We start from the raw sequence: 12,712 nt of genomic DNA, 5'->3' as shown, positions 1-12,712 counted from the left end.
ATGCGGTTTGCCCTGTTCTTCGCCCTCATCCTGTTGACGTCCTACTCGGCGGTGCAGGCACAGGATCGTATTCCGGAGAATATCCAGATTGGTCTGTCTACAGATCAGGTTTCGATCACCTCCGATTTCAGCGGCGCCGAACTCACCATCTTTGGCGCACTCGACAATGCAGATCCGTTGATTGCCCGGCAGGGACGTTACGACGTGATCGTGGTTCTGGAAGGGCCGCCGCGCCCCGTGACGGTCCGCAAGAAAACCCGCGTCGCTGGCATGTGGATCAATACCGAATCGGTGATCTTCCGCGATGTCCCCGCCTCCTATTCCATGGCGCTCACGCGCGCGCCGCAGGATATCACGGCCCCTGATGGCTATCGGCAATTGGCGCTGGGTGCGGACAATCTTCATCTTCAGCCACTCGATGCGGATGGCGATCCGAAAACGATCGAGGAATTCACGCGTGCGCTGCGCGAACGCAAGGAGGCCGAAGGCCTTTACTCGACGCGGCCAGGGGCGGTGCGGTTTCTCTCACAAAGCCTTTTCAGAGCCTCGCTCAGGCTCGCCCCCAACGTCGCAGTCGGCACGCATAGAGCTCGTGCCTTTCTGTTTCGCAACGGCATGTTTCTACGTGAAACCTCGGCTCAACTCACCATTCGCAAGGCTGGGCTTGAGCAGCGCCTCTATCAGTTCGCGCATCAGAACAGCATGCTCTATGGCATTCTTTCCGTGCTGATCGCGATTGTGACAGGCTGGCTTGGGCGGCTGTTTTTCCGCAAGGACTGATCATCGCAACATGCTTCCGGCAATGGCGTAGATACCCTGTCGGCCAAGCATGTAGGCTGTCAGCCTTTCACGCTCGAACAACCCGCTGAAAGCGCGGTCGAGCACATTGAGCGCGCCCGTCAGGCTGCCAAATGCCGGCATGATGAGCCGGCTTCCGTCACACGCGAAACAGGCCCGTCGCACGCCACGTCCGCGTCGCACGATGCGCGCCCCCGGATGCAGGTGCCCGGCGATTTCACCCGGGCCCGCAGTGCGGGCGGGTTCGTGTCGAAAGGTGAGGCCATCAATGGCGATTTCCCGTGCGCAGTGGCCGGGCAGGTCCGGAGGAGGTCCCGGATCATGATTGCCGGCAATCCAGTGCCAGTCGCGCTTGTCGATGATTCGGACAAGATGTTCGCGGAAAAGCGTGGGCATTTCGGCTGCACCCTCATCATCGTGAAAACTGTCGCCGAGGCTGATGACCATCTCGGGGTCGTAATCTGCCAAAACGCCTTCCAGCCGCTTCAGGGTTGCAGCGGTGTCATAGGGCGGCAGCATGCGGCCGCGCCGGGCGAAGGCCGCACCCTTTTCCAGATGCAGGTCGGAAACGACCATCAGGCCCATCGCCGGAAAGAACAGCACACCGCGCCAGTCGCACACGGCTTCGTGCCCGGCAATGCGCACGGTCAGCGCTGTGCTTGCATCGGTTGCGGGTGCCAGGCTGTTCATGCTTCGAGGGCCTCCTGCATCAATTCCTCGCCCGAAAGTCGCGAAGCTTCGCCAAGCAGCGCTTCGTTTGCGTCACCGGCCACCGCTTCCTTGCCGATTTCGAGCATGATGGGCACGGCGAGTGGCGAAATGCGTGTCAGCGCCTTATGCACGATTCGTCCGCGAATGCGCGACAGCATCTCGCCCAGTCTCCTGACATCAAGCAGCCCCTGCGCGGCGTCCGCCCATGTGGCCTGCATGAGAATGTGGTCGGGTTCATGGGCCCGCAAAACGTCGTAAATCAGGTCGGCGGAAACGGTCACCTGCCGGCCGGTCTTTTCCTGGCCGGGATGGCGTTTTTCCACGAGGCCGGAAATCAGCGCGCAATTGCGGAAGGTGCGTTTCAGAAGCCAGCTATCGGCAATCCATGCTTCGAGGTCATCGCCCAGCATGTCCTCGTCCATGAGCGCGGCCAGGCTGAGCTTGCTGCTTTTCAACATGGCGCTCATATCGTTGAGGCCCCATACGGCAATGGCATAGTCATTGGCGACGAAGCCCAGCGGGTGTGCGCTGGCGCGCTCGAGCCGGCGGGTGAGAAGCATGCCGAGCGTCTGGTGCGCGAGCCGTCCTTCAAACGGGTAGAGCACCATGTAGAAACGGTTGCCGCGTGGAAAGGTCTCCACAAGAAGGTCTTCGCGGCGCGGCAGGATGGATTTGTCGTGCTGGATGGAAAGCCACTCGGCCACCTGCGGCGGCAATGCCTTCCACCGTTTCGGGTCCCCCAGCATGGCGCGAACCTCCGACGCCAGATAGGTGGAAAGCGGGAATTTTCCGCCCGCATAATAAGGCACCTTGGCGTCCTCGCCGCCGCCCACCGAGACAAGACACTCATTCTCGCGAATGCCCTCGAAGCGCAGCACACGGCCTGAAAACAGGAAGGTGTCGCCCTGTGTCAGGGTTTCGAGGAAATACTCCTCTACCTTCCCAAGAACCGGTCCGCCGCGCGAGGCGCTGCCGCGCCCAGGCCGCACCATGCGGATATTCAGCATCGGCGATTCGACGATGGTGCCGACATTCAGACGGTATTGCTGTGCGATGCGCGGGTTGGCGATGCGCCAGAGCCCGTCCTTCGTCTTGCGGATGCGGGCATAGCGCTCATAGCTTTTCAGCGCGTAGCCGCCCGTCGCTACAAACTCGACAATACGGTCGAATGTCACCCGGTCCAGCCCGGCATAGGGGGCCGCACTCGCCACCTCGTCATAGAGGAGATCGGCATCGAACGGCGCCGCACAGGCCGAACCCAGCACATGCTGAGCCAGCACATCGAGTGCGCCTTCCACCAGTGGCGGTGTGTCCTGCGCGCCAAGATAGTTTGCCTCAAGCGCCGCGCGGCACTCCATCACCTCAAAGCGATTTGCCGGCACGAGAATGGCGCGGCTCGGCTCATCCATGCGGTGGTTGGAGCGGCCGATGCGTTGCGCCAGCCGGCTCGCTCCCTTCGGCGCGCCCACATGGACGACGAGATCCACATCGCCCCAGTCGATTCCCAGATCCAGCGTCGACGTGGCGACGATGGCCCGGAGGCTGTTGGTCTCCATCGCTTTTTCCACCTTGCGCCGCTGGCCGACATCCAGCGAGCCGTGGTGCAGCGCAATCGGCAGATTGTCTTCATTGGCGCGCCACAATTCGCGAAACAGAAGCTCGGCCTGGCTTCGCGTATTGACAAAAAGCAGGGTGGTCCGATGCGCCTTGATCGCCTCATAGACCTTCGGGATGGCATAGAGCGCGGAGTGTCCGGCCCAGGGCACGCGCTCGTCCGTTTCCAGAATGGTAATGTGTGGTTTTGCGCCGCCGGACACGGTCACGATGTCGGCCATGGCGTCGGGCCTGTCCTGCGGCACCAGCCAGCGGCGCAGTGCTTCAGGCTCGGCAACGGTCGCAGAAAGACCAATGGTCTGCAGCTCCGGCCGCAGGCGGCGCAGCCGCGCAAGGCCGAGTGAGAGTAGATGTCCACGCTTGGAGATCACCAGCGAATGCAATTCGTCGAACACCACGAATTTGAGGTGCGAGAAGAAGCGCTCCGCATCGGGGGACGCGATAAGAAGGGCAAGCTGTTCGGGCGTGGTGAGCAGAATGTCGGGTGGCGCATGCTTCTGCCGCTGGCGCTTGTGGGTGGGCGTATCGCCGGTGCGTGTCTCCATGGTCACCGGCAACTCCATCTCGGCCACCGGCATGTTGAGATTGCGCTGAATGTCGACGGCGAGTGCCTTGAGCGGCGAAATGTAGAGCGTGTGCACCCCGCGTCGCGCTTCGCCGGGGCGAGGTTTTGGCCGGTCCGCGAGATCGGTGAGCGTTGGCAAAAAACCGGCGAGCGTCTTGCCGGCACCCGTCGGCGCTATCAGTAGCGCGGAGCGACCGGCCTGCGTGCGTGCCAGAAGCTCCAGCTGATGCGCACGCGGCTGCCACCCACGCGTGGCGAACCATTCGCTGAAGGGCGCTGGCAGGGTGGGCGCGGCAATGCCGTCAATAGGGTGCGTCCGGTGTTCCAAGATGCGTTAGAACTAAACCAGAACAGAGGGCGCGCCAAGAGGTGCTTTTGGCGTCTGCCCGCATCTCTGGAGCAGGGAAGGGGATCAGACGCTGTCGCTCACCGCGCTCCATGCGGCGGCACGACGCAGAATGTCCTGAAATTTTTCGCCCGCCTCCTCCAGCGAACCGGAGTTATCGATGATTGTTGCGTCTTCCACGGCGAGCTCCTTCGCGTGCGCCCGTTCAAGACGCGCCAGCACTTCCTCGCGGGTTTCGCGACCACGACGAGAAAGCCGCTCGGCAAGAACCTCGCGCGATGCCGTCACGATCACGGCAATCACATTGCCATAGCGTTCACGCAGCAGGGGGATCACCGCGCGTGAAACGTTGGCGACTGCCACATGGCCTTCACGCACGATTTCGTCGACGCTGGCGGGCAGTCCGTATTTCAGACCGTTCGCCTCCCAGCTCACCGCGAATGCACGCTCGCGCTCCGCTTCTTCGAACTCCACCCGAGTGAGGCAGTCATGCGCCTCGCCGGCTCCGTCCATCTCGCGCGTGATGACACGGCGGACAAAGGTCACATCGCTGTCCTGCGGACCGAGCCGCCGGCGCGCATAGTCCATCACCGAATCCTTGCCGGCGCCCGAAGGACCGGCCACTGCAATGAAAACGCCGTGCCGGATCGGGAAATCCTGCTCGTCGAGAATGCGCTCCAGCGTGGCCGATGACCTCATGCCACCCGCGCTCCTTCGCGCCAGACTGAGCGCACGATCGGCACATGCTCGTCTACCCGCACCCGGATCACGTCACCGCGGCGGCCCTGTTCAAGAATGCCGCGATCATCAAGGCCGACAGCTTCGGCCGGGTTCTTGGAAACCATGGCCACGGCCTGTGGAAGCGAAATGTGCTCAACCGTCTCGCCCAGTGCAAAGGCGGCCTGAATGAGGCTGAACGGGATATAGTCGGACGACAGAATGTCGAGCGTCTTGCCTTCCGCCAGACTGCGCGCGGAGACATTGCCGGAATGCGACCCGCCACGCACCACGTTGGGCGCGCCCATCAACACCTGCATGCCGGCCTCTCGGGAAGCCCTGGCAGCTTCCTGCGTGGTCGGGAACTCGGCGACACGTACGCCCTGCGTTGCAGCTTCGTTCACATGCTCCATCGTGGCGTCGTCATGACTTGCCAGAATGATGCCCTTTTCCCGACAGATGTCGGCAATGGCGTTGCGATGCCTGTTCGAATAGGTCTGCGACTGGGTGACGCGCTTTTCACAGAACTGGCGGAAATCCTCTTCCGTCATGCCGGTCTTGTTCATGTAGTAGACCTTGTAGGTCTCGATGCTGGTGAACTGGCGCTGGCCAGGGGAGTGGTCCATCAGCGACGCGAGCTTCACCCGGCTGTCATTCCTGAATAGTTCGAACCCTTCCAGGCAATCGGGCGCGGAGACCTCGCATCGCAGATGCAGGAAGTGGTCGGCGCGTAACCGACCGGCTTCCACGCTGTTCTCGATCGCGTGGCCGAGCTCGCGCATTTCCGGCGCGCCAAGATTGCTGTCTTCATCAAGGCCGATCCGCAGCGCGTCGAACACGGTGGTGATGCCGGAAGCGGCAATCTGCGCGTCATGCGCCAGCACCGAGGCGATCGGGTTCCAGCGCACTTTCGGACGCGGCGCATAGTGACGCTCCAGATGATCCGTGTGCAATTCTACAAGGCCCGGCAGGACGTAATCGCCCTCCATATCTTCACCGCTAGAGGCATTGCCGGCGGCAATGTCGGTGATGCGCCCGTCGCGTATCGAAATGCTGCCTTCGATCACTTCATCCGGCAGCACGATGCGGGCGTTTTTCAGGACCAGTTCGTTCGTCATTATCAGGCGGTCTTTCTTGTCTTGTTCCAGCCAAGCGTCTGGAAGGATTTCACCTGGAACGGCGCACCCGGCTCCGACTCGATGAACAGAGCCAGCGAGCCGATTTCCAATGGTTCCGACAAAAGCGGCCCGAAGAAGGCATCGATGGCGCGTTCCATGCGCGGAGCCTCTTCCTGGGGCACGCGTCCGGTCAGGGTCATGTGGAAGCGAAATTCCTCGAACACATAGGGGTAGCCCCATTTGTGCAGATTCTTGAGCTGCGCCGGCGTGAGGTTTTCCGGATTACGCCGTTCAAGCTCCCCGGCGGTCAGCGGAGCGCGAAACGCTTCAAAGCTCTCCACGATACTGCCGGCCAACGCGTCCAGCCGTTCGGAGCGCTCTTCGGGAACAAGCGCGAAAAAGCCGTCCAGCCTGCGCACCACCGCGCGCGGGATCGTTACCGGCTCCATCTGTGCGCAGAACTTTGCCAGCGCCTGGATCAGCGCCTGCTCGCTCTGGCCCTCGGCTAGCCGGAACGGGGCCTTGAGCGTCGCATGAAATCCGTAGCGGCGTGCCGCAGCCGTGTGAAACGAGATCTCCGCCGCCGAAAAGGGCCCGGCATCCACCGGCGTGAGCGATGCGCCGGTAAAGGCATCGCGTCCCAACCAACGGGCGGCGGCCCGCGTTAGCGGGTCATCCTGTTCGGGTGTGAAGTAGATTGCGTAGCGCATGAGCTTTTCCTCGCCGATTGCGGTGCAATAGGCGATTTGTGTGACAGGTTAACGAATCCCTCGAAAGGACCACAGAAGCTATCAGCCAAATTCCGTCGCGTCATCATCCACCTCATTGCCTGCCGATGAGACGCTGACGCAGCGCGTTGGAGATGTTGTCGAAGATGAAAACCACCAGCAGGATCAGGATGACCATATATGCAACGTTTTCCCAGTCCTGATTGGTCCGCATGGCCTCCCAGAGTTTGAGGCCGATGCCGCCTGCACCCACTGCGCCGATGATGGTGGCAGAGCGCGTGTTGGACTCCCAGAAATAGAGGGACTGGCTCAAAAAAACGGGAAGGACCTGGGGCACGACGCCGAAGCGTTGCACGGATGACGGCGAGGCGCCGACGGAGCGCACGCCCTCCCGCTGCTTGTCATCGATGTTCTCGAGCGCTTCCGAGTAAAGCTTGCCGAAGGTGCCGGTGTCGGTGAAGAAGATCGCCGAAATGCCGGCAAGCGGTCCCGGCCCGAACGCCCGGGTGAAGAACAGCGCCCAGATCAGCATGTCCACCGAGCGTAGAAAATCGAAAGAGCGCTTCAGAAGATGGTTGACGAAGCGATTGGGCATGATGTTGCGCGCGGCCGCAAAAGCCAGCGGAAAGGCCAGAAGCGAAGCAAACACAGTGCCGGCAAATGCCATTACGATTGTTTGCAGTAGTTTCAGCCAGACATCGCCATGCTGCCAGTCGGCATTGTTGACGATGTTGTCCCAGGCGATGGCCAGATTGGAGCACCCTTCCTCAATGCGCTCACCGAAAAAGATCGTCCCCAGAACTTCGCTCGTCGACATGCCCCAATAGGGCGAACGCGTGTCGAAGAAGAAGTTTTCCCAGCCGAGAAAACGACGGCGCACCTTGACTTCATCATCCTCGATTTCCGCACGGCCGGCAAAGCCGAAGCGTACGATCACCTTGGCACCGGGCGCGCGCTGGCTGGCCCAGTCGGGCAGGGGACCGCGCGCATGAACGGCTTCCCTCTCTTCTATATCGAGTTCCAGTACCTCACCATTGTACGCGACAGTCACGAAGCCTGGCTGAACGCGTATATGCGTGTCACCACCGAAGGAAATATCGGCGCTCACAATGGCTTCCTCCCGGGTTACCATCGGCTCCGCCGGTGCGGGTTTTGCGGTCGGTGCTTCGGTTGGCGCGGAGGGAGAAGGCATGGCACCGAGGAAACCACCATCATCTTTCGCAGCCGGCTTCGTGTCGAGCGCACCGAGAAAACCTGCGCCACTGGTTTGGCCGCTGCCGGTGTCTGTGGCTTGAGTGGTCACTGCGCGACGGCGTTCGACAATTGCTGTTTCCGTTGCCAGCCAGTCAGGTTTCGGATTGTCCCCCAGCGGTGAGAAGCGGGGGAAAGAAATCTCCAGCGCATCGCCGTCATACTCGATGTCAGGGCGGATTTCATACGAAACCCAATCGGCCAGATAGCTGCCTGCAATATCCCAGTTGCCGTTGGAGACGACCTGCCCCACGGCAAAGAGCCACCAGGCAAAGACCATGTAGAGCGCGACTGCGCAGATGATGAGCAAGCCCCGCAGGCGCTCCATCACTGGCCGATGAAACACGTCCGCATGGCGCGCGGCAATGGCGTTGGCTTCGGTTTCGGTCATGATCAGGCTCCCCGGCCGAATTCAAATGCCTGCTTGCCGACAAGGCGACCGCGCAGCCAGGCCGAAAACTGGTCGACAGCGACGATGGTGCAGAACAGGAGAAGGATGATGGCGAGCGTCTTTGCCTCATGTGTGCGGCTGATCGAGAGGCGCAGCGCCTCGCCGATGCCGCCGCCGCCTACCGCGCCGATGATCGTGGAGGCGCGCACGTTGATCTCAAACCGCAGAAGAGCGTAGCTCAGAAAGTTCGGCATGACCTGTGGAACGATTGCGAACCACACCCGCTCCACCCAGTTTGCGCCGGCAGCGCGCAGGCCTTCTTCAGCCTTCATATCGGCGTTCTCGACTACTTCGAAGAACATCTTGCCGAGTGCGCCAATCGTGTGGATGGAGACCGCGATGATCGCGGGGACTGCGCCGAGCGAGAGGATGGCGAGAAAGAAGCCGGCGATCACGATCTCGGGGAAAGCGCGCAGCACTTCCATGAAGCGGCGTACGAAGAAACGCAGCCAGCGTCGCGTGGTCAGGTTCGATGCAGCGAGGAAGCACAGCACAAAGCCCAGGCCGAAACCGATCAGCGTGGAAACCAGTGCAATGTTGATGGTCTCCAGCATCTTGTAGAAATACTCGGGCAGATAAAAGGTCTCGGTGAAATAAACCCGCCCTTCGGGATAATTGTATTTGAGGCTCCCATCGTCATAGGGCGATGGCAGGTCGAACAAGGCGCGCCATATTTCCCACCCATCGCGCGGCAGCATCTGGCCTACGAAATCGAACAGGTAGGGAAGCCGGTCGAAAAATTTGCCGGCGTTCGATTCATTCGCAAACCAGAGCGAACCGCTCATGGCGAGAACCATGAACACGATGCCGCCAATGGTATAGAGCCGCCGGCGTCCGGCCAGTTCGCGCCAATGGCGCTCCACGGCCTCGCCGGCTTCGGAAAGAAGCGGGGAATGGGTCGTTGCTGTCATGTCTGGCACGCCTGTGCAACAACGCCGCCGGCGGGGCCGGCGGCGCGTCAGATTACGGGAAAGGGATCAGGAACCGATCTTGGAGCGACGGGCGTCGATGATCGGCTCGTAGAATGCCGGCGTCACTTCGGTGTAGCCCTTGTAGTCGCCGCCCTGGATGGCGGAGAAACACTCGGGATCCGTCTCCGGGAGCTCCATCATGAAGGTCTTGAACTTGGATTTCATGTCGGCGTCCATGGAGGTGCGCACGACAACGGGGCCGTTCGGGATCAGCGGCGATTTCCACAGTTCCACCAGATCGTCCATGTCGAGAATGCCCTTCTCGACCATCTTGTGCAGATTGCCGGAGGTATAGCCGTCGGAGAATTCCCCAACACCGGAAGCCCAGGTGGTGCCGGCATCAAAGGTACCCTTCACCACTTCGAGAACGAGGTTTTCGTGGCCGCCGCCGAATCCGGTCTCGCCAAAGAATTCTTCAACCGAAGCGCCGATGGCCTTGGGGAGCGTTACGGCAGGCACGAGGTAGCCGGAGGTGGAATCGGGGTCGGCAAAGCCGAGCTTCTTCCCCTTCATGTCTTCCAGCGAGGTGATGCCGGAATCCTTGCGGGCCACCATGACTGAATGATAGCCGGTGGAGCCATCGGTCTGGACCGTCGTCAGGATAGGCTCCACGGCCTCGGCGTTTTCCAGATAGACTTTTGCATAGGCGGAAGCACCGAGTTCGGCATAGTCGAGGGTGCCGCCAAGAAGCCCCTGGATCACGCCGTCATAGTCAGCCGCAGGAAAGAGTGAAACCTTCTCGACGCCGATTACCTCGGGAAGTTTCTCGGAAATGCAGGCAAAATTGCGCAGGCGGTCGGCTTCGTTTTCGCCGCCGAGAATGCCGATGCGGAATTCCTTCAGGTCTTCGGCCTGTGCGCCGCCTACCATCAATGCAGTGAGCGCGACGGCGCCCATAAGAGCTTTCTTGAACATGACGTCTCTCCGTTTGGATGCCGGCTCTTGCCGCCGGCGGGTTTTCAGGCAGAACGGCCCGTTACGCGGGCCAGGCGATCCCGTGGGTCAGACGACGGCGAGTGCCGGTTGGGCCTGACCCGTCGATTTTTTCGCTGGCTGGGGAGCCGGAACATTGATGCTGGTGGAGGTGATGGCTTCCGAAAGCTCCGCACCTTCCTCACCACCATAGATCGTGCGCACGGCGTCGCCCGTCAGCGCTTCCGGTGGGCCGTCGAACACCACTTCGCCCTTCGCCATGCCAATGATGCGATTGCAATAGGCGCGTGCCGTGTCGAGCGTGTGCAGATTGGTGATGACCGTGATGCCTTCGCGAGCATTGATGTCAGAGAGTGAATCCATCACCACCTTGGCGTTGAGCGGATCGAGCGAGGCGATCGGCTCGTCGGCGAGGATCACCTTCGGCTCCTGCATGAGCGCACGGGCAATCGCGACGCGCTGTTGCTGGCCGCCGGAAAGCGTGCCTGCGCGCTGCAGGGCAGTCTGCGCAATGTCGAGGCGCTCCAGTGCGGCGATGGCGCGGATGCGCTCTTCTCGGGTGAACATGTTCATCAGGTTCAGAACGGTGGAGCGGTGGTTGAGCCGCCCAAGCAGGACATTGGTCAGCACGTCGAGGCGCGGCACAAGGTTGAACTGCTGAAAGATCATCGCACAGTCGCGCTGCCAGCGGCGCAGCTCCGCCCCACGAAGCGCGGAGACTTCCTTGCCGTGGAAGAAGATCGAGCCTTCCGAAGGATCGATCAGCCGGTTGATCATGCGCAGAAGCGTCGATTTTCCGGCACCGGAACGGCCGATGACACCGACCATCTGGCCCTGTTCGATTTCCAGTTCCACATCGCGCACAGCCGTGTTCGGACCGAAGCGTCGGGTGACCTGTCGAATTTCAAGCATTTGCTTATCCCGTTAAGCGCCTTGTTGCGGCTCTCCCGCAGGCTTTTCGCCCTTGTTGCTCATTCGCCTAATGGGTGTGGATGAAACCTGCATGTCGACTGGATGACGGTTTCTTGACAGTCCACATTGCTGCCGCGCGCAGGGTTGCGTCGTGGCGATGTGTCTTCTCCCGGGATGTGCTAAGAGGCGTCATCTTTGAGGAGATGATCAATGGGTACGAAGCATTCCGGCGCTTGTCTGTGCGGGACGGTAAGATATGAAATCTCAGGTGCGTTCGAGCGGTTTTATCTCTGCCACTGTTCGCGCTGCCGCAAGGGGTCTGGCTCGGCCCATGCGGCCAATCTGTTTTCGAGCGAGGCAGAGATTACCTGGCTTTCGGGGGAAGAGAGTATAGCAAGCTACCGTGTGCCGGGGGCGCGGCACCGGAGGAGCTTTTGTCAGACCTGTGGCTCGGCTTTACCGAGATCGGAAGCAGGCGGGGCGATGGTTATCGTTCCCGCAGGGTGTCTTGATACACCGGTTTCAACACCTCCGACCGCACATATCTGCATGTCCAGTCGTGCCGACTGGGACGAAGGATTGAGCGAAATTCCCCGGCTGGAGGGCCTGCCGGGGTGAAGTGCGGTGAAGTGCGGAAGGGTCAGCGCGGCGCGCAGACCCGATCCTTCGCTCTGGCATATTCGGTCGCAAGACGATCCACCAGAGCGCCCGTGCTCGCAATCTCGTTCACTGCGCCAATGCCCTGACCGCTCCCCCAGATATCCCGCCAGGCCTTTGCATCGGCGCTGGCGAAATTCATCTTGGAGGGGTCGGCTTCCGGCAGATTGTTGGGGTCCATGCCGGCCTTGACGATGGAGCCCTTCAGATAGTTGCCGTGCACGCCCGTGAAGAGGTTTGAATAGACGATGTCGGCAGCACGCGAGGAAACGATCATTTCCTTGTAATCGTCGGTGGCGCGCGCCTCCTGAGTGGCGATGAAGGGTGAACCGATATAGGCAAGATCCGCTCCCATTGCCTCGGCCGCCAGCACCGCGCCGCCATTGGCGATGGCCCCTGACAGAAGCAGCGGCCCCTCGAACCATTGCCGGATTTCCTGAACGAGAGCAAACGGGGAAAGCGTACCGGCATGTCCGCCGGCCCCCGTGGCCACGGCGATGAGCCCGTCCGCGCCCTTCTCGACAGCCTTTCGCGCATGGCGATCGTGAATGATGTCGTGCAGCACGATGCCACCATAGGAATGGACGGCCTGGTTCACCTCCTCTACAGCCCCGAGCGAGGTGATGACGATCGGCACCTTGTGGTCCACGCAGACCCTCAGGTCATGCTCCAGCCGATCATTGGAACGATGGACGATCTGGTTGACGGCAAAAGGTGCAGCTGGCCGGTCCGGATTTTGCGCATCATGCGCGGCCAGTTCCTCCTTGATCTGCGATATCCATTCGTCAAGTTGCTCTTTGGGGCGCGCATTGAGTGCTGGAAAGGAGCCCACAATCCCGGCTTTGCATTGTGCGGTCACCAGAGGCGGATGCGAGATGATGAACAAAGGCGCGCCGACGACGGGCAAACGCAAGGTGTCGAAAACGGCCGGAAGCGCCAT

Annotated in this window: 12 protein-coding genes; 2 read left to right on the top strand and 10 right to left on the bottom strand. The window is 61.2% G+C overall.

All coding sequences use genetic code 11. From position 1 onward, the window contains the following. A complete protein-coding gene (locus tag P2W41_RS17175; protein WP_292898828.1) occupies positions 1-780 on the top strand; it encodes a TIGR02186 family protein in 780 nt (259 codons plus the stop codon). Here P2W41_RS17175 and pdeM read toward each other — a convergent pair whose 3' ends face one another. From pdeM to phnC, 9 genes are all read right to left on the bottom strand, one after another. Next, positions 781-1,488, bottom strand: a complete 708-nt coding sequence (pdeM, locus tag P2W41_RS17170; protein WP_404933873.1) for a ligase-associated DNA damage response endonuclease PdeM — start codon at positions 1,486-1,488, stop codon at positions 781-783. Then, complete coding sequence (locus P2W41_RS17165) at positions 1,485-4,016, bottom strand: ligase-associated DNA damage response DEXH box helicase (protein WP_404933872.1); 2,532 nt, start codon at positions 4,014-4,016, stop codon at positions 1,485-1,487. The genes pdeM and P2W41_RS17165 overlap by 4 nt, the downstream gene beginning before the upstream one ends. Positions 4,017-4,100: 84 nt before the next feature. Continuing rightward, positions 4,101-4,733: a phosphonate metabolism protein/1,5-bisphosphokinase (PRPP-forming) PhnN gene (gene phnN / locus P2W41_RS17160; protein WP_404933871.1), complete on the bottom strand. Its 633-nt coding sequence runs from the start codon at positions 4,731-4,733 to the stop codon at positions 4,101-4,103. Next, positions 4,730-5,869, bottom strand: coding sequence for an alpha-D-ribose 1-methylphosphonate 5-triphosphate diphosphatase (locus tag P2W41_RS17155; protein WP_404933870.1), 1,140 nt, complete (start codon positions 5,867-5,869; stop codon positions 4,730-4,732). Before P2W41_RS17155 ends, phnN begins: the two co-directional genes overlap by 4 nt. A 2-nt stretch (positions 5,870-5,871) precedes the next feature. Next, positions 5,872-6,579 (bottom strand): DUF1045 domain-containing protein, encoded by a 708-nt coding sequence (locus tag P2W41_RS17150; RefSeq protein ID WP_292898838.1) that lies wholly within the window; start codon positions 6,577-6,579, stop codon positions 5,872-5,874. Between the two features lie 112 nt (positions 6,580-6,691). After that, positions 6,692-8,239, bottom strand: coding sequence for a phosphonate ABC transporter, permease protein PhnE (gene phnE, locus P2W41_RS17145; RefSeq protein WP_404933869.1), 1,548 nt, complete (start codon positions 8,237-8,239; stop codon positions 6,692-6,694). 2 nt (positions 8,240-8,241) lie between these two features. Then, complete coding sequence (gene phnE / locus P2W41_RS17140) at positions 8,242-9,210, bottom strand: phosphonate ABC transporter, permease protein PhnE (RefSeq protein WP_292898842.1); 969 nt, start codon at positions 9,208-9,210, stop codon at positions 8,242-8,244. A 66-nt stretch (positions 9,211-9,276) separates the two neighbouring features. Then, positions 9,277-10,185 (bottom strand): phosphonate ABC transporter substrate-binding protein, encoded by a 909-nt coding sequence (phnD, locus tag P2W41_RS17135; RefSeq protein WP_292898844.1) that lies wholly within the window; start codon positions 10,183-10,185, stop codon positions 9,277-9,279. An 87-nt stretch (positions 10,186-10,272) separates the two neighbouring features. Beyond that, on the bottom strand, positions 10,273-11,115 hold the full coding sequence (gene phnC / locus P2W41_RS17130; protein ID WP_404933868.1) for a phosphonate ABC transporter ATP-binding protein: 843 nt from the start codon (positions 11,113-11,115) through the stop codon (positions 10,273-10,275). A gap of 210 nt (positions 11,116-11,325) precedes the next feature. Between phnC and P2W41_RS17125 the strand changes: the two genes are divergently transcribed. Continuing rightward, on the top strand, positions 11,326-11,733 hold the full coding sequence (locus tag P2W41_RS17125) for a GFA family protein (protein WP_404933867.1): 408 nt from the start codon (positions 11,326-11,328) through the stop codon (positions 11,731-11,733). Positions 11,734-11,755: 22 nt separating this feature from the next. Here the strand turns inward: P2W41_RS17125 and P2W41_RS17120 are convergent, their stop codons facing one another. Further along, entirely contained in the window at positions 11,756-12,712 is a 957-nt protein-coding gene (locus P2W41_RS17120) for an NAD(P)H-dependent flavin oxidoreductase (protein WP_404933866.1), read from the bottom strand.

This window comes from Nitratireductor sp. L15S-10, assembly GCF_045011005.1.
Classification (GTDB): Bacteria; Pseudomonadota; Alphaproteobacteria; order Rhizobiales; family Rhizobiaceae; genus Nitratireductor.
Note: the sequence above shows the minus strand (reverse complement) of the source record. Positions and strands in the feature narration are given on the sequence as shown.

Excerpts from the sequence above, each read along its gene's own strand:
- P2W41_RS17175 (WP_292898828.1), top strand. The coding sequence starts at position 1 with ATGCGGTTTGCCCTGTTCTTCGCCCTCATCCTGTTGACGTCCTACTCG.
- pdeM (WP_404933873.1), bottom strand. The coding sequence starts at position 1,488 with ATGAACAGCCTGGCACCCGCAACCGATGCAAGCACAGCGCTGACCGTG.
- phnN (WP_404933871.1), bottom strand. The coding sequence starts at position 4,733 with ATGAGGTCATCGGCCACGCTGGAGCGCATTCTCGACGAGCAGGATTTC.
- P2W41_RS17155 (WP_404933870.1), bottom strand. The coding sequence starts at position 5,869 with ATGACGAACGAACTGGTCCTGAAAAACGCCCGCATCGTGCTGCCGGAT.
- P2W41_RS17150 (WP_292898838.1), bottom strand. The coding sequence starts at position 6,579 with ATGCGCTACGCAATCTACTTCACACCCGAACAGGATGACCCGCTAACG.
- phnE (WP_404933869.1), bottom strand. The coding sequence starts at position 8,239 with ATGACCGAAACCGAAGCCAACGCCATTGCCGCGCGCCATGCGGACGTG.
- phnE (WP_292898842.1), bottom strand. The coding sequence starts at position 9,210 with ATGACAGCAACGACCCATTCCCCGCTTCTTTCCGAAGCCGGCGAGGCC.
- phnD (WP_292898844.1), bottom strand. The coding sequence starts at position 10,185 with ATGTTCAAGAAAGCTCTTATGGGCGCCGTCGCGCTCACTGCATTGATG.
- phnC (WP_404933868.1), bottom strand. The coding sequence starts at position 11,115 with ATGCTTGAAATTCGACAGGTCACCCGACGCTTCGGTCCGAACACGGCT.
- P2W41_RS17125 (WP_404933867.1), top strand. The coding sequence starts at position 11,326 with ATGGGTACGAAGCATTCCGGCGCTTGTCTGTGCGGGACGGTAAGATAT.
- P2W41_RS17120 (WP_404933866.1), bottom strand. The coding sequence starts at position 12,712 with ATGGCGCTTCCGGCCGTTTTCGACACCTTGCGTTTGCCCGTCGTCGGC.